The sequence below is a fragment of the Leclercia sp. J807 genome, assembly GCF_009734465.1.
GTDB lineage: Bacteria > Pseudomonadota > Gammaproteobacteria > Enterobacterales > Enterobacteriaceae > Enterobacter.
Genome location: NZ_CP046446.1, coordinates 3,659,786 through 3,676,106 on the forward strand (window position 1 = coordinate 3,659,786; position 16,321 = coordinate 3,676,106).

At 55.4% G+C, this 16,321-nt stretch carries 14 protein-coding genes; 11 read left to right on the top strand and 3 right to left on the bottom strand.

The genetic code is table 11. From position 1 onward, the window contains the following. Positions 1 to 13 precede the first annotated feature (13 nt). From nrdH to emrB, 11 genes are all read left to right on the top strand, one after another. Entirely contained in the window at positions 14 to 259 is a 246-nt protein-coding gene (nrdH, locus tag GNG26_RS17335) for a glutaredoxin-like protein NrdH (protein WP_180209177.1), read from the top strand. Further along, positions 256 to 666: a class Ib ribonucleoside-diphosphate reductase assembly flavoprotein NrdI gene (gene nrdI / locus GNG26_RS17340; protein WP_103822649.1), complete on the top strand. Its 411-nt coding sequence runs from the start codon at positions 256 to 258 to the stop codon at positions 664 to 666. Before nrdH ends, nrdI begins: the two co-directional genes overlap by 4 nt. After that, positions 639 to 2,783 carry a class 1b ribonucleoside-diphosphate reductase subunit alpha gene (nrdE, locus tag GNG26_RS17345; RefSeq protein WP_156239655.1) on the top strand — a complete coding sequence of 715 codons (2,145 nt, stop codon included), beginning with the start codon at positions 639 to 641 and terminating at the stop codon, positions 2,781 to 2,783. The genes nrdI and nrdE overlap by 28 nt, the downstream gene beginning before the upstream one ends. Positions 2,784 to 2,792: 9 nt before the next feature. After that, positions 2,793 to 3,752 (top strand): class 1b ribonucleoside-diphosphate reductase subunit beta, encoded by a 960-nt coding sequence (gene nrdF, locus GNG26_RS17350; protein ID WP_156239656.1) that lies wholly within the window; start codon positions 2,793 to 2,795, stop codon positions 3,750 to 3,752. A gap of 341 nt (positions 3,753 to 4,093) precedes the next feature. Next, complete coding sequence (gene proV / locus GNG26_RS17355; RefSeq protein ID WP_156239657.1) at positions 4,094 to 5,296, top strand: glycine betaine/L-proline ABC transporter ATP-binding protein ProV; 1,203 nt, start codon at positions 4,094 to 4,096, stop codon at positions 5,294 to 5,296. Beyond that, positions 5,289 to 6,359 carry a glycine betaine/L-proline ABC transporter permease ProW gene (gene proW, locus GNG26_RS17360; protein WP_114316946.1) on the top strand — a complete coding sequence of 357 codons (1,071 nt, stop codon included), beginning with the start codon at positions 5,289 to 5,291 and terminating at the stop codon, positions 6,357 to 6,359. The genes proV and proW overlap by 8 nt, the downstream gene beginning before the upstream one ends. Positions 6,360 to 6,368: 9 nt before the next feature. Beyond that, positions 6,369 to 7,364 carry a glycine betaine/L-proline ABC transporter substrate-binding protein ProX gene (gene proX, locus GNG26_RS17365; RefSeq protein WP_156239658.1) on the top strand — a complete coding sequence of 332 codons (996 nt, stop codon included), beginning with the start codon at positions 6,369 to 6,371 and terminating at the stop codon, positions 7,362 to 7,364. A 134-nt stretch (positions 7,365 to 7,498) separates the two neighbouring features. Further along, the gene (locus GNG26_RS17370; protein WP_156239659.1) at positions 7,499 to 8,683 is read left to right on the top strand and encodes an MFS transporter; all 1,185 of its coding nucleotides are present in this window, start codon (positions 7,499 to 7,501) and stop codon (positions 8,681 to 8,683) included. A gap of 309 nt (positions 8,684 to 8,992) precedes the next feature. Next, positions 8,993 to 9,523, top strand: coding sequence for a transcriptional repressor MprA (gene mprA / locus GNG26_RS17375; RefSeq protein WP_039029994.1), 531 nt, complete (start codon positions 8,993 to 8,995; stop codon positions 9,521 to 9,523). A 124-nt stretch (positions 9,524 to 9,647) separates the two neighbouring features. Further along, a complete protein-coding gene (gene emrA, locus GNG26_RS17380; RefSeq protein ID WP_103180870.1) occupies positions 9,648 to 10,820 on the top strand; it encodes a multidrug efflux MFS transporter periplasmic adaptor subunit EmrA in 1,173 nt (390 codons plus the stop codon). Positions 10,821 to 10,836: 16 nt separating this feature from the next. Beyond that, complete coding sequence (gene emrB, locus GNG26_RS17385; RefSeq protein WP_114316941.1) at positions 10,837 to 12,384, top strand: multidrug efflux MFS transporter permease subunit EmrB; 1,548 nt, start codon at positions 10,837 to 10,839, stop codon at positions 12,382 to 12,384. A 65-nt stretch (positions 12,385 to 12,449) separates the two neighbouring features. On the opposite strand, the gene GNG26_RS17390 is transcribed toward emrB, so the two are convergent. The 3 genes from GNG26_RS17390 to luxS form a co-directional block, all read right to left on the bottom strand. After that, the gene (locus tag GNG26_RS17390; protein ID WP_156239660.1) at positions 12,450 to 15,161 is read right to left on the bottom strand and encodes an FKBP-type peptidyl-prolyl cis-trans isomerase N-terminal domain-containing protein; all 2,712 of its coding nucleotides are present in this window, start codon (positions 15,159 to 15,161) and stop codon (positions 12,450 to 12,452) included. Continuing rightward, positions 15,158 to 15,526 carry a hypothetical protein gene (locus GNG26_RS17395; RefSeq protein WP_146052340.1) on the bottom strand — a complete coding sequence of 123 codons (369 nt, stop codon included), beginning with the start codon at positions 15,524 to 15,526 and terminating at the stop codon, positions 15,158 to 15,160. Before GNG26_RS17395 ends, GNG26_RS17390 begins: the two co-directional genes overlap by 4 nt. A 239-nt stretch (positions 15,527 to 15,765) precedes the next feature. Next, positions 15,766 to 16,281, bottom strand: a complete 516-nt coding sequence (luxS, locus tag GNG26_RS17400) for an S-ribosylhomocysteine lyase (RefSeq protein ID WP_103822661.1) — start codon at positions 16,279 to 16,281, stop codon at positions 15,766 to 15,768. Positions 16,282 to 16,321: the final 40 nt, after the last annotated feature.

Here is a 16,321-nt window from a genome sequence, read left to right on the forward strand (position 1 = left end):
GGAAATACGAATCATGCGCATTATTATTTACACTCGTGACAACTGTGTGCAGTGCCATGCCACCAAACGCGCCATGGAGAGTCGGGGCGTGAGCTTCGAACTGGTGAATGTGGATCAGGTTGCCGACGCGGCAGAGAGGCTTAAAGCCCAGGGGTTCCGCCAGTTGCCGGTGGTGGTCGCCGGGGAGATGAGCTGGTCGGGGTTCCGTCCAGATCTGATTAACCGGCTGCCGCAGGCTGCGCAGGCCGCCCGGGCATGAGCCTGCTCGTCTACTTCTCCAGCAGCTCGGAGAACACGCACCGCTTTATCGTGCGCCTCGGGCTGCCCGCCGTGCGGATCCCGCTGAACGAGCGGGAGCGCATTCAGGTGGACGAGCCTTTTATTCTGGTGGTGCCCAGCTACGGCGGCGGTGGAACCGCCGGGGCGGTACCGCGCCAGGCGATCCGCTTTCTTAACGATCCCCATAACCGGGGGCTTATCCGCGGGGTGATCGCCGCCGGCAACCGTAATTTCGGCGATGCCTTCTGCCGCGCCGGGGATGTCATCTCACAAAAGTGCGGCGTGCCGTACCTCTATCGCTTTGAGCTGATGGGGACACAGCAGGACGTCGACAACGTGCGTAAAGGAGTAAACGAATTTTGGCAACGACAACCGCAGAACGCGTGATGCAGGGATCGCAGGATTTCCATGCCCTGAACGCCATGCTGAACCTGTACGATGGTGACGGGAAGATCCAGTTCAGCAAAGATCATGAGGCGGTGGACGCCTTTTTTAACGCCCATGTCCGCCCCAACAGCGTGACCTTTGCCAGCCCGCAGGCGCGTCTGGACTACCTGCTCAGGGAAGGTTACTACGACCCACGGGTGCTGGCGCGCTATGAGAGCAGCTTTGTGCTGGCGCTCTTTGCCCATGCCCATGCCAGCGGTTTTCGTTTTCAGACCTTCCTCGGCGCCTGGAAGTTTTACACCAGCTATACGTTGAAAACTTTCGACGGAAAGCGCTATCTGGAGAGCTTTGAGGATCGGGTGGTGATGGTCGCCCTGACCCTGGCCCAGGGAGATGAAACGCTGGCCCGCCAGCTGACGGATGAGATCCTTTCCGGGCGTTTTCAGCCCGCCACGCCTACCTTCCTCAACGGCGGCAAAGCGCAGCGCGGGGAGCTGGTCTCCTGTTTCCTGCTGCGTATTGAAGACAACATGGAGTCGATTGGCCGGGCGGTCAATTCGGCACTACAACTTTCCAAACGCGGCGGCGGCGTGGCCTTTTTACTCTCGAACCTGCGGGAAGCGGGGGCGCCCATCAAGCGCATCGAGAACCAGTCCTCCGGGGTGATCCCGGTGATGAAGATGCTGGAAGATGCCTTCTCCTACGCCAACCAGCTCGGCGCGCGCCAGGGGGCCGGGGCGGTCTATCTTCATGCCCATCACCCGGACATCATGCGTTTTCTTGATACCAAACGCGAAAACGCCGACGAAAAAATTCGCATCAAAACCCTCTCCCTGGGGGTGGTGATCCCGGATATCACCTTCCGGCTGGCAAAAGAGAATGCCGATATGGCGCTCTTTTCCCCTTACGACGTGGAGCGCATCTACGGTAAGCCGTTTGGCGATGTGGCGGTGAGCGAGCTGTATGACGAGATGGTGGCAGATACGCGGATCCGCAAAAAAACCCTCAACGCCCGAGAGTTCTTCCAGCGGCTGGCCGAGATCCAGTTTGAGTCCGGCTATCCCTACATCATGTACGAGGACACGGTCAACCGCGCCAGCCCCATTGCCGGGCGCATCAATATGAGCAACCTCTGCTCGGAGATTTTGCAGGTTAACAGCCCTTCAACCTATGACGAGAACCTGGACTACGCCCGTATCGGGCACGATATCTCCTGCAATCTGGGCTCGCTGAATATTGCCCACACCATGGACTCGCCGGACTTTGGCCGCACCGTTGAGACCGCGGTACGCGGCCTGTCGGCAGTGTCGGAGATGAGCCACATCCGCAGCGTGCCGTCGGTAGAGGCCGGGAATGCCGCCTCGCACGCCATTGGGCTGGGGCAGATGAATCTGCACGGCTATCTGGCGCGAGAGGGCATTGCCTACGGGAGTCCGGAGGGGCTGGATTTCACCAACCTCTACTTCTACACCATCACCTGGCACGCGCTGAACACCTCAATGATGCTGGCCCGTGAAAAAGGGCAGCGATTCGCCGGTTTTGAGCAGTCGCGTTACGCCAGCGGAGAGTACTTTAACCTGTACCTCAGCGGCGACTGGCAGCCAAAAACGGAAAAAGTGCGGGCGCTGTTTACCCGCGCCGGGGTCCGCCTGCCAACGCGGGCGATGTGGCAACAGCTGCGCGACGACGTGATACGCTACGGCATCTACAACCAGAATCTGCAGGCGGTACCGCCCACCGGGTCGATCTCGTACATCAACCATGCCACCTCGAGCATCCACCCGATTGTGTCGAAAATCGAGATCCGCAAAGAGGGGAAAACCGGGCGCGTCTACTACCCTGCCCCGTTTATGACGAATGAGAATCTGGACCTCTATCAGGATGCCTATGAAATCGGCCCGGAAAAAATTATCGATACCTACGCCGAGGCGACAAAACATGTCGATCAGGGGCTGTCGCTGACGCTCTTCTTCCCGGACACCGCCACCACCCGCGACATCAACAAAGCGCAGATCTATGCGTGGAAGAAAGGGATCAAGACCCTGTACTACATTCGCCTGCGCCAGCTTGCGCTGGAAGGCACCGAAACAGAAGGCTGCGTGTCCTGCGCGCTGTAAGGAGAGAGCATGAAACTGTCCCGGGTTCACGCCATTAACTGGAACAAGATTGAAGATGACAAAGATCTGGAGGTATGGAACCGCCTGACCAGCAACTTCTGGCTACCGGAAAAGGTGCCGCTGTCGAACGACGTTCCGGCGTGGCAGACCTTAAGCCACGAAGAGCAGCAGCTCACTATCCGCGTCTTTACCGGCCTGACGCTGCTCGACACGGTGCAGAATACGGTGGGCGCACCGGCGCTGATTGACGATGCGCTGACCCCGCACGAAGAGGCAGTGATGTCGAATATCAGCTTTATGGAGGCGGTGCATGCCCGCTCCTACAGCTCCATCTTCTCGACGCTTTGTCAGACCAAAGATGTGGATACCGCGTACCGCTGGAGCGAAGATAGCGTTACGTTGCAGCGTAAAGCCCAGCGGGTACTGGAGCAGTATCGCGCCGACGAACCGCTGAAGAAGAAGATCGCCAGCGTCTTTCTGGAGTCGTTTCTCTTCTACTCCGGCTTCTGGCTGCCGATGTACTGGTCGAGCCGGGGTAAGCTCACCAATACTGCGGATCTGATTCGGCTGATCATCCGGGACGAGGCCGTGCACGGGTATTATATTGGCTATAAGTATCAGAAAGGGCTGGAGAAAGTTAGCGAGGCCGAACGCGAGGCGTTGAAGGGTTTTGCGCTGGATCTGCTGATGGAGTTGTATGATAACGGGTTGAGCTATACCGACGAGCTCTATGCCGGAACGGGCTGGGAGGAGGATGTGAAAGCGTTCCTCTGTTACAACGCCAACAAAGCGCTGATGAACCTCGGCTACGAGGCGCTCTTCCCGCCGGAAATGGCGGAGGTAAACCCGGCGATCCTCGCCGCGCTCTCGCCGAATGGTGACGAAAACCATGATTTTTTCTCCGGGTCGGGATCGTCCTATGTCATGGGAAAAACGGTGGAGACAGAAGACCAGGACTGGGATTTTTAAGTGAAATAAATCGGTTTTCAATGCGAAATATATCACTTAATGTCTGACAAATATCTCTTCGTGATCTACGCTGTAATTCTCCGGTCATATTCGCCTGGATCACATCGATTCAGGCGAAATTTCCCATCCGCACGGTAAAAATCTCAAAAAAATTCATCTCCCGCTCAGCCCTTATCTCATGGGAAATTGAGCGATATTGTCCGCATGCAAACCACGGCAAAATTCATGCCACAAGCGCCGCAAGGGTTGTCTCAGAATCTGAGTATGTTAGGGTATGGCCTGCTTATTATTTCACTGGTAACGCTATCGATTTAAATAAATAACGGGACATTCTTTATTGCATGGCAATTAAATTAGAAGTTAAAAACCTCTACAAAGTATTTGGCGAGCACCCGCAGAGGGCTTTCAAATATATTGAAAAAGGTCTCTCAAAAGAAAAAATTTTGGAAAAAACCGGGCTATCGCTTGGCGTGAAAGAAGCCAGTCTGGCCATTGAAGAAGGCGAGATATTTGTCATCATGGGATTATCCGGTTCGGGTAAATCCACTATGGTTCGCCTTCTCAATCGCCTGATTGAACCCACCCGCGGGCAGGTGCTGATTGACGGCGTCGATATCGCCAAAATATCGGACGCCGAGCTCCGCGAGGTGCGCAGAAAAAAGATCGCGATGGTGTTTCAGTCGTTCGCCCTGATGCCGCATATGACGGTGTTAAATAACACTGCTTTCGGCATGGAATTAGCCGGCGTACCGGCCAATGAGCGCCAGGAAAAAGCGCTGGATGCGCTGCGTCAGGTGGGGCTGGAAAATTACGCCCATGCATATCCGGATGAACTTTCCGGCGGGATGCGCCAGCGCGTGGGATTAGCCCGCGCATTAGCGATCAACCCCGATATATTATTAATGGACGAAGCCTTCTCGGCCCTCGATCCATTAATTCGCACCGAGATGCAGGACGAGCTGGTAAAACTGCAATCCCGACATCAGCGCACCATTGTCTTTATTTCCCATGACCTCGATGAAGCCATGCGAATTGGCGATCGTATTGCCATTATGCAAAACGGCGAAGTGGTTCAGGTGGGTACTCCGGACGAAATTCTGAATAATCCGGCAAATGATTATGTCCGCACCTTCTTCCGTGGCGTGGATATTAGCCAGGTGTTTAGCGCCAAAGATATTGCCCGCCGCACGCCAAACGGCATTATCCGTAAAACGCCAGGTTTTGGCCCGCGCTCAGCCCTGAAGCTGCTGCAGGATGAGGACCGGGAATATGGTTATCTGGTTGAACGCGGCAATAAATTTGTCGGCGTGGTCTCCATCGACTCCCTGAAGACCGCCCTTGGCGAAGGTCAGGGGATCGATGCGGCGTTAATCGACGCGCCACTTGCCGTGGACGCGGAAACGCCGCTCAGCGAGTTGCTCTCCCACGTTGGCCAGGCGCCCTGTGCGGTGCCGGTAATTGGAGAGGAACAACAGTACGTCGGCATCATTTCAAAACGTATGCTGCTGCAGGCTTTAGATCGCGAGGGGGCAAACAATGGCTGATCAATCTAACCCGTGGGGAACTACAGAGGCGGCGGACAGCGCGGCGCAATCCGCTGACGCGTGGGGCTCTTCTACGCCAGCACCCACCGACGGCGGTGGCGCTGACTGGCTGACCAGCGCTCCGGCGCCGGAACCAGAACATTTCAATATTATGGATCCGTTCCATAAAACCCTGATCCCGCTCGACCGCTGGGTGACGGAGGGAATCGACTGGGTGGTGACCCACTTCCGCCCGGTCTTCCAGGGGATCCGCGTCCCGGTGGACTACATCCTCAACGGCTTCCAGCAGCTGATGCTGGGGATGCCCGCTCCGGTCGCCATCGTGCTCTTCTCGCTGATTGCCTGGCAGTTTGGCAGCGCGGGAATGGGGATCGCCACGCTGATTTCGCTGATCGCCATCGGCGCCATTGGCGCGTGGTCCCAGGCGATGATCACCCTGGCGCTGGTGCTGACCGCCCTGCTCTTCTGCGTGGTGATCGGCCTGCCGATGGGGATCTGGCTGGCGCGCAGCCCGCGGGCGGCGAAAATTATCCGCCCACTGCTGGATGCGATGCAGACCACCCCGGCGTTTGTCTACCTGGTGCCTATCGTGATGCTGTTCGGCATCGGTAACGTGCCGGGCGTGGTGGTGACCATTATCTTCGCCCTGCCGCCGATTGTGCGTCTGACCATTCTGGGCATTAACCAGGTCCCGGCGGATCTGATCGAAGCCTCGCGCTCGTTTGGTGCCAGCCCGCGTCAGATGCTCTTTAAGGTGCAACTGCCGCTGGCGATGCCGACCATTATGGCGGGTGTGAACCAGACCCTGATGCTGGCCCTGTCGATGGTGGTGATCGCCTCGATGATCGCCGTGGGCGGTCTGGGCCAGATGGTGCTGCGCGGGATTGGTCGTCTCGATATGGGGCTGGCCACCGTCGGTGGCGTCGGGATCGTGATCCTCGCCATTATCCTTGACCGCCTGACCCAGGCTGTCGGTCGTGATGCACGCAGTCGCGGCAACCGTCGCTGGTATACCACCGGCCCTGTCGGGTTGCTTACCCGCCCATTCACAACGTCTAAATAAGGAACAACGATGCGACATAGCGTACTTTTTGCCACAGCGTTTGCCACCCTTGCCTCTACCAGCGCATTCGCTGCCGACCTGCCGGGCACCGGTATTACCGTGCAACCGGTCCAGAGCACCATCTCCGAAGAGTCATTCCAGACCGGGCTGGTCAGCCGGGCGCTGGAGAAGCTGGGTTATACCGTCAACAAGCCCAGCGAAGTGGATTACAACGTTGGCTATACCTCCATTGCCTCCGGCGATGCCACCTTTACTGCCGTGAACTGGCAGCCGCTGCATGACGACATGTACAGCGCGGCGGGCGGCGACAAGAAGTTCTACCGTGAAGGGACCTTTGTCTCCGGTGCGGCGCAGGGTTATCTGATCGACAAGAAAACCGCCGACCAGTACCACATCACCAATATTGAGCAGCTGAAAGATCCGAAGATTGCGAAGCTGTTCGATACCAACGGTGATGGCAAAGCCGACATGATGGGCTGCTCGCCGGGCTGGGGCTGCGAAGCGGTGATTAACCACCAGAACAAAGCCTTCGACCTGGCGAAAACCGTGGACGTCAGTCACGGGAATTACTCGGCGATGATGGCGGACACCATTGCCCGCTTTAAAGAGGGTAAACCGGTCATCTATTACACCTGGACGCCATACTGGGTGAGCGACGTGCTGAAGCCGGGTAAAGATGTGGTCTGGTTGCAGGTGCCATTCTCCTCCCTGCCTGGCGAGCAGAAGGATATCGACACCAAACTGCCGAACGGCATGAACTATGGCTTCCCGGTCAACACGATGCATATTGTGGCCAACAAAGCCTGGGCTGAGAAAAACCCGGCGGCGGCGAAGCTGTTCTCGGTCATGAAGCTGCCGCTGGCGGACATCAACGCCCAGAACGCGATGATGCATGCCGGCAAGTCATCTGAGGCCGATGTGCAGGGCCATATCGATGGCTGGATCAAAGCCCACCAGCAGCAGTTTGATGCATGGGTAAATGAAGCCCTGGCGGCACAGAAGTAACGCTACTCTGCTCCTCTCTCCCGTGAGGGGAGCAGACCGCACGATCCATCACTTAACAACTCCCCGCCCCCTCACTTCATCCGTTATTATGGTTTACGAAAAAATAATCACTTAACTAATGATTTCGAAACCAAATGACAAAAACAACTCAAGGGCTTAGCCCCGCGCTTATTCTGCTGATGTCAGTGGCAACCGGTCTGGCGGTCGCCAGCAATTACTATGCGCAACCCCTGCTGGAAACCATCGCCCGCAACTTCTCGCTCTCGGCAAGCTCAGCCGGTTTTATCGTTACCGCCGCCCAGCTGGGATACGCCGTTGGTCTGCTGTTCCTCGTCCCGCTGGGGGATATGTTTGAACGCCGGGCGATGATTGTCTCCATGACGCTGCTGGCCGCGGGCGGGATGTTGATCACCGCCTCCAGCCAGTCACTGAGCATGATGATCCTCGGCACCGCCCTGACCGGTCTCTTCTCGGTGGTGGCGCAGATTCTGGTGCCGCTCGCCGCCACCCTCGCCTCGCCGGAAAAACGCGGTAAGGTGGTGGGCACCATTATGAGCGGCCTGCTGCTGGGGATTTTACTGGCGCGTACCGTTGCGGGCTTACTGGCGGGTATCGGGGGCTGGCGCACCGTCTACTGGGTCGCCTCGGTGCTGATGGTGGTAATGGCGCTGGCGCTGTGGCGCGGTCTGCCGAAGGTGAAGTCAGAAACTCATCTCAACTATCCGCAGCTGCTGGGCTCCGTCTTTAGCCTGTTCATAAAGGATAAACTGCTACGTACCCGGGCGTTGCTCGGCTGTTTTACCTTCGCCAACTTCAGCATCCTCTGGACCTCGATGGCCTTCCTGCTGGCTTCTCCGCCGTTTAACTATTCCGAAGGGGTGATCGGTCTGTTTGGTCTGGCCGGGGCTGCCGGTGCGCTGGGGGCACGTCCTGCGGGTGGCCTGGCGGACAAGGGCAAATCGCACCTCACCACCACCGCCGGTCTGGTGATGCTGCTGCTCTCCTGGGCGGCAATCTGGTACGGACATGTCTCGGTGCTGGCGCTGATTGTCGGCATCCTGGTGCTCGACCTGACCGTGCAGGGGGTGCATATCACCAACCAGACCGTGATTTACCGCGTTAAGCCGGATGCCCGTAACCGCCTGACGGCCGGGTATATGACCAGCTACTTTATCGGCGGTGCGGCCGGGTCGCTCATTTCGGCCTCGGCGTGGCAGCATGCCGGCTGGACGGGCGTGTGTGCGGTCGGGGCGGTGATGGCGCTGCTTAACCTGCTGGTCTGGTGGCGCGGTTATCACCGTCAGGAGGCTATTCAATAAGGTTTACATAAGTTTGGGGCTCTCAGGGTGTTAAGGAGCCCCTCAGTCTGTTAAGGTACGCAATCATTTATACCGAAAATTTTTATGTGGGTAATATATTAGAATACCGCATGAATAGCTTACGCCTGATGACCCATCCCCGTTTTGCCAGCGTTACCCCCTCTTTTCTGTGCTTACCGGGTCACGGATCAACCCGGCTCTTGATGACAGTGAAATTCGTCTTGCGGATTTTATCCGCACAAATAATTCATTTACATTATTTGTCACTGTCGTTACTATATCGGCTGTAATTAATGAGGTTATGCCCAAATGGATAGTTCGTTTACGCCCATTGAACAAATGCTTAAATTTCGCGCCAGTCGCTATGCAGATTTCCCTTATCAGGAGATCCTGTTAACGCGTCTCTGCATGCACATGCAGGGTAAACTGCTGGAAAATCGCAATAAAATGCTGAAAGCTCAAGGGATTAACGAGACGTTATTTATGGCGTTGATTACGCTGGAGTCTCAGGAAAATCACAGCATTCAGCCTTCGGAGCTGAGTTGCGCGCTGGGTTCGTCCCGTACCAATGCGACCCGTATTGCCGATGAGCTTGAAAAACGTGGCTGGATTGAGCGCCGCGAAAGTGACAACGACCGCCGTTGTCTGCACCTGCAACTGACCGAGAAAGGTCACGAATTCCTGCGCGAGGTGCTCCCACCTCAGCACAACTGCCTGCATCAACTCTGGTCGTCTTTAAGTAACGCAGAGAAAGATCAGCTTGAGCATATCACCCGTAAGCTGCTCACCCGTCTGGACCAGATGGATGAAGATGGCGCTGTTCTTGAGGCGCTGCGCTAACGCGACGACACGCTCCAAAATCCAGATTAATAAGAAAACCGTCAGGCCAGCATCTCATCGTGCTGGCCTTTCTGATAACAGGTCGGCTCAGCCGATGTGAAATAATAAGATCGTGGAGAACAACATGAGCGCAAATGCGGAGAACACAACCCCGCAGCAACCGGTCAACAAGAAAGGCAAACGCAAGCGCGCCCTTCTGCTGCTGACCTTGCTCTTTATTATCATTGCCGTGGCATATGGGATCTATTGGTTTTTAGTACTGCGTCATAGTGAAGAGACGGATGACGCGTATGTGGCAGGGAACCAGGTTCAGATTATGGCGCAGGTGTCGGGCAGCGTGACGAAAGTCTGGGCTGACAATACCGACTTTGTGCAAAAAGGTGATGTGCTGGTGACGCTCGATCCGACCGATGCCCAGCAGGCGTTTGAAAAAGCGCAGACTGAGCTGGCCTCGAGCGTACGTCAGACCCGCCAGCTGATGATCAACAGCAAACAGCTGCAGGCCAATATTGACGTGCAGAAAACCGCCCTCGCCCAGGCCCAGAGCGACCTTAATCGTCGCGTCCCGCTGGGTTCGGCCAATCTGATTGGCCGCGAAGAGCTGCAACACGCCCGTGACGCGGTCGCCAGCGCGCAGGCTCAGCTGGATGTGGCCCTTCAGCAATATAACGCCAATCAGGCGATCGTGCTGAATACTACGCTCGACCAGCAACCGGCGGTAAAACAGGCGGCGACCGAAGTCCGTAACGCCTGGCTGGCACTGCAGCGTACCAAAATCGTCAGCCCAATGACCGGCTACGTTTCCCGTCGTTCGGTGCAGCCTGGCGCGCAGATCACCTCCTCCACCCCGCTGATGGCGGTGGTGCCGGCAACCAACCTGTGGATTGACGCCAACTTCAAAGAGACCCAGCTGGCGCATATGCGTATCGGCCAGACCGCCACGGTCGTCAGCGACATCTACGGCGACGACGTGAAGTACACCGGTAAAGTGGTGGGGCTGGATATGGGGACCGGCAGCGCCTTCTCGCTGCTGCCTGCACAGAATGCCACCGGGAACTGGATCAAAGTGGTTCAGCGTCTGCCGGTGCGTATCGAGCTGGATGAGAAACAGCTGGCGGACCATCCGCTGCGTATTGGCCTCTCCACGCTGGTGACGGTGGACACCTCCAACCGTGACGGCCAGATGCTGGCAAACCAGGCACGTTCGAACCCGGCCTACGAAAGTAATGCCCGCGAGATCAGCCTTGAGCCGGTGAATAAACTGATCGATGAGATCGTGAAGGCAAACGCCGGTTAATCCGAAGGTGAGCGTTATGCAGCAGCAAAAACCGCAAAAACCGTTGGAAGGGGCGCAGCTGGTCATCATGACCATTGCGCTTTCGCTGGCGACATTCATGCAGGTGCTGGACTCCACCATCGCGAACGTGGCGATCCCGACCATTGCCGGGAACCTTGGCTCATCCCTGAGCCAGGGGACATGGGTGATCACCTCATTCGGGGTGGCGAATGCGATCTCCATCCCGATTACCGGCTGGCTGGCAAAGCGTGTCGGGGAAGTGAAACTGTTCCTCTGGTCAACGATCGCTTTCGTACTGGCCTCCTGGGCGTGCGGCGTCTCCAGCAGTCTGACCATGCTGATCTTCTTCCGCGTGATCCAGGGGATTGTCGCCGGGCCGCTGATCCCGCTGTCGCAAAGTCTGCTCCTGAACAACTATCCGCCTGCCAAGCGCTCCATTGCGCTGGCGCTGTGGTCGATGACGGTGATTGTCGCCCCGATCTGCGGCCCGATTCTGGGCGGTTATATCAGCGATAACTATCACTGGGGCTGGATCTTCTTTATCAACGTGCCGATTGGCGCCCTAGTGGTACTGCTGACCCTGCAGTCGCTGCGTGGCCGCGAAACCCGCACTGAACAGCGGCGGATTGATGGCGTGGGGCTGGCGCTACTGGTGCTGGGCATCGGTAGCCTGCAGATCATGCTCGACCGCGGGAAAGAGCTGGACTGGTTCGCCTCCCAGGAGATCATCGTTCTGACTGTTGTGGCGGTGGTGGCGCTCAGCTTCCTGATTGTGTGGGAGCTGACGGACGACAACCCGATAGTCGATTTGTCGCTATTTAAATCACGCAACTTCACTATAGGTTGTTTGTGTATCAGCCTCGCCTACATGCTTTACTTCGGCGCCATTGTTCTGCTGCCGCAGCTGTTGCAGGAGGTGTACGGATATACCGCCACTTGGGCAGGGCTGGCCTCGGCGCCGGTCGGGGTGATCCCGGTCCTGCTGTCGCCGATCATCGGCCGCTTCGCCCATAAGCTGGATATGCGACGCCTGGTGACCTTCAGCTTCATCATGTATGCGGTGTGCTTCTACTGGCGCGCCTATACCTTTGAACCGGGCATGGACTTTGGCGCCTCCGCGTGGCCGCAGTTCATCCAGGGGTTTGCGGTGGCCTGCTTCTTTATGCCACTGACTACCATCACCCTCTCCGGTCTGCCGCCGGAAAGGATGGCGGCGGCGTCCAGCCTGTCGAACTTTATGCGTACGCTGGCGGGCTCTATCGGCACCTCGATGACGACGACCATGTGGACCAACCGGGAGTCGTTGCACCATGCTCAACTGACCGAGTCGGTGAACGTGTTCAATCCGCAGGCGCAGGAGATGTACAGCCAGCTACAGGGAATGGGCATGACCGAGCAACAGGCATCCGGGTGGATAGCACAGCAGATCACCGCGCAGGGGCTGATAATTTCGGCCAACGAGATCTTCTGGCTGTCGGCAGGTGTGTTCATTGTGTTACTGGGGCTGATCTGGTTTGCCAAACCGCCGTTTGGGGCGGGTGGCGGAGGGGGCGGCGCCCACTGACGTGTTTGCCTGAAAAGAAAAACGGATCTGCATGCAGATCCGTTTTTTTATGGCCGCGGTTACGGCTACTTAATCCCAATAATTTTAATCGTGATGATCGAGACTGTACCTGGCGGTACAAAACCGGGAACACCCGATTCACCATACGCCTGCTTTGCCGGGATATGGATTTTTGCCTCTCCGCCCAGACCCAGCTTTTTCACTACCGTCTGGAACAGCGGCGGTAAATCTTTCACCCGACTGGCACGAATTTCATTCCTGGACATGACTTTACCGGTGCCGAGCACTTCATCGATTTCGGTCATGATTTCATTTTTGTCGTTGATCAGGGGAGCTTCACCTTTTTTAATCACCCTGTAGACAGCGCCATCAGGTAGTCGCTTAGCCCCCTTCTCATTCGCCGCTTTTGTCATGATAGCTTTACTCTGCTTTTCATTTTCACTTTGCGTTGCGACAAACTGTTTTTTCTGTAACTGATCCAGTGCCGTCAGCTCTTTTGAAAGCGTGGCTTCTGCCAGCTGTAGCTTGTTAGTCACCTTATCGTTAAAGCCCTGCATAAAGGCGTTAAGATCGAGTTTTTTATTCAGACCGTCCAGCTTGGCTTTCTCACGCTCTGCCGCATCGCCATACCATGCACCGATTGCGTAGCTGGTCTTCGTATCTTTTGACGCCGTCTTATCAATCTTCACCTGCTGCACAGGCGCAACGTCTTTTCCAGCCTTAGCCTGAGTCTCTTTTAACTTCTGGTTTTCGGCCGTCAGCGCTGTAAGAGAGCTATTTTGCGTTTTATATTTCTCCTCAAGCGAGGCGTTTTGCCTCTGTAGCTCTGCCAGCTGCTTTTTCAGTTCCGCGGCCTCTTTACCTGCGGTCGCCAGCTGCGCGCTGCTCTTCTCTTTCTCAATGCCCGTATTGCTTTTATGTAAAGAGAGCAGGGATTCCTGAGAAGCGATAACTTTTTTAGCATCTTCAAGCTGCTTCAGCACAATATCGGACTTCGTTTTTTCACTGCTGAACTGCTTTTCCTGCTCGGCCAGACGGGTTTCCAGCGTCGCTTTTTGCAGGTTCAGTGCCGATAGCTGCGCTTTTAACGTGTCGAGCTCTTTGACCACACCGGTGCTTTTATCACCGCTCGCTTTAAGGGTAGCCAGCTGCGCATCCAGCACCTGCCGCTGCGCCTGCAGCTCTGCCAGCTGTTTGGTCAGGACGGCATTTTTCTCACGCGTCTCTTTCAACGCAATCAGCTCCGTTTCCAGCGCCTTTTTCTGCGTCTTCAGATCGCTCAACTCTTTGGCCAGCGCGGCGCTCTTTTCATCGGCGGTCTTCAGCGCGGCGAGTTGGGTTTCCAGCGCCTTTTTTTGCGCCTGCAGATCGGTCAGCTCTTTTGTGAGCGTCGCATTTTTATCAATGGCCTGTTTCAGCGTCGTCAGTTGAGTTTCCAGCGCTTTCTTCTGCGTTTGCAGGTCGGTCAGCTCTTTAGTGAACTTCTCTTTCTCGCTCCCGGCATTGCTTTTTTGCATTGCCAACAGTGATTCCTGAGAAGCCAGGACTTTTTTGGTATCTTCAAGCTGGCTCTGCGCAATGGCGGATTTCGCCTTCTCACTGTTGAACTCTTTCTCAAGCTCGGCCAGCCGCTTTTCCAGCGCGGTTTTTTGCTGGTTCTGTGTGGACAGCTGAGTTTTCAGGGCATCGATCTCACCCGTCAGGACCGTGCTCTTTTCAGAGTGAGTTTTAAGAGAGGCCAGTTGGGTATCCAGCGCATTCTTCTGCGCCTGCAGGTCGGCCAGCTGTTTGGTCAGCGCGGCGCTCCTTTCATCGGCGGCCTTCAGCGCGGTAAGTTGGGTTTCCAGTGCCTTTTTTTGCGCCTGCAGATCGGTCAGCTCTTTAGTGAGCTTCTCTTTCTCACTTCCGGCGCTGCTTTTTTGCGTTGCCAGCAGTGACTCCTGAGAGGCGAGGACTTTTTTAGTATCTTCGAGCTGGCTTTGCGTAATGGCGAATTTCGCCTTTTCACTGTTGAACTCTTTCTCAAGCTCGGCCAGCCGCTTTTCCAGCGCGGTTTTTTGCTGGTTCTGTGTGGACAGCTGAGCTTTCAGGGCATCGATCTCCCCCGTCAGGACAGTGCTTTTTTCAGAGTGAGTTTTAAGAGAGGCCAGTTGGGTATCCAGCGCATTCTTCTGCGCCTGCAGGTCGGCCAGCTGTTTGGTCAGCGCGGCATGCTGCACGTCGGCTTTACGCAGTTGTTCCGCCAGTTCCGCGTTTTTTTGTTTCTCGATGTCAGCAGACGTTGGCAATGCCGCAATGAGGCTTTCGACAGCAAGTTTTTGCGCACTGCCATCCGGTTGCGGTTTAAGCCGGGCGAGCGCCTGCTCCTTTTCCGCAACGCGATCCTTTTCATGGGCAACCGCCTGTTCCAGAGAGGCTTTCTCTCTTTCTAAAACACTTAGCTGTTTATTTAACGCGGTAATGGTGGAATTGGCCTGGCGAAGCGCGTCGTTCAGACGCGTAATTTTTGCCGGGTCTATCCCGGCAGCCTTGTCACTTTTAACGGCACTGGCACGGGGTACCGGATCAGCAGGCTTACTCGCCTGCGATTGGGGAAGATCCACTGCCGCCTTCTGGGGAGTTGTAGCGGTTTCAGAGGCAATAAAGGGGTTAGTTTTCTCCTGGCCGATAATTTTTTCATCATCCAGACGCTTTAATAAATCCGTGCCAACTGCAAGCGCCTTTCCGCCTGATAATAACAATCCGCAGTACAGTGCTGCGCTAAAGAATTTATTCATAACTTATTCATTTCATTAGCACGGTTCATCATGTTGGTATAGACCGTATTACGAATCCTTACGCATACCAGCGATAATTTTTTATTAATTTCGGTGAGCATAACCTCCGAAGCATTACCATCCACCAGGGATTTATTCGATTCGTAAATTTTATAGTTTTTATTAATATTATCGAATTGCTTACGGTAGGATTCATAGGCTACGGGGTCGAGCTTCTGTAACGCGGAAAACTCCTGATAGCATTGCACTTCCTGCTTACGTTCAGCAGGTGCTTTCGCAATAGGCGTCGTAACGCTTCCAGATCCGCATGCAGACAAAAAAAGAGTAGAAAAAAGGATGGCGGCACCTGTCAAATAAACTTTCATAAATCCCTCTGATTTTTATCTATTCCATGAAATATCAACGCACCCATAATTACAATGAATGCGTATTAATACATCATCCATAGATATAATATATAATTAACCATCATGCGTTGGCTGCAATAATAGTCACAAAGAGAGGGATGCACAACGAGAGATAATTTTTTAGGAATTTATAAATAAACAAGGCAGAAGGGAGTAAAATTACCCAGCTCACGCTTTGTTGAGAGCCGGGTAATGAACTAGATGTGCAGTTCCTGCAGCTTCTCTTTTGGCAGCGCCAGTTCGTCGTTGCTGTTAACGCGAACGTCACGCTCAAGAATGTGGCGGGCGATATCCTGTGCTTCTTCCAGAGAGTGCATCTGATATGTGCCGCACTGGTAAACGTTAAGTTCCGGGATCTGGTTCTGCTCTTTCACCTTCAGCACGTCAGCCATCGCCGCTTTCCAGGCCTCAGCAACGCGGGTCTCTTCCGGCACCCCAATCAGGCTCATGTAGAACCCGGTACGACAACCCATAGGCGAAATATCGATGATCTCAACGCCGTTACCGTTCAGGTGATCGCGCATGAAACCGGCAAACAGGTGCTCCAGAGTGTGAATGCCTTTTTCCGGCATCACTTCTTTATTCGGTACGCAGAAACGCAGGTCGAATACCGTGATCGTATCGCCGTGCGGGGTATGCATGGTCTTCGCAACGCGTACAGCAGGTGCTTCCATACGGGTATGGTCGACAGTAAAGCTATCTAATAACGGCATACGTCACCTCCGATAGTGATTTTTTTTTAAAAATAATGAA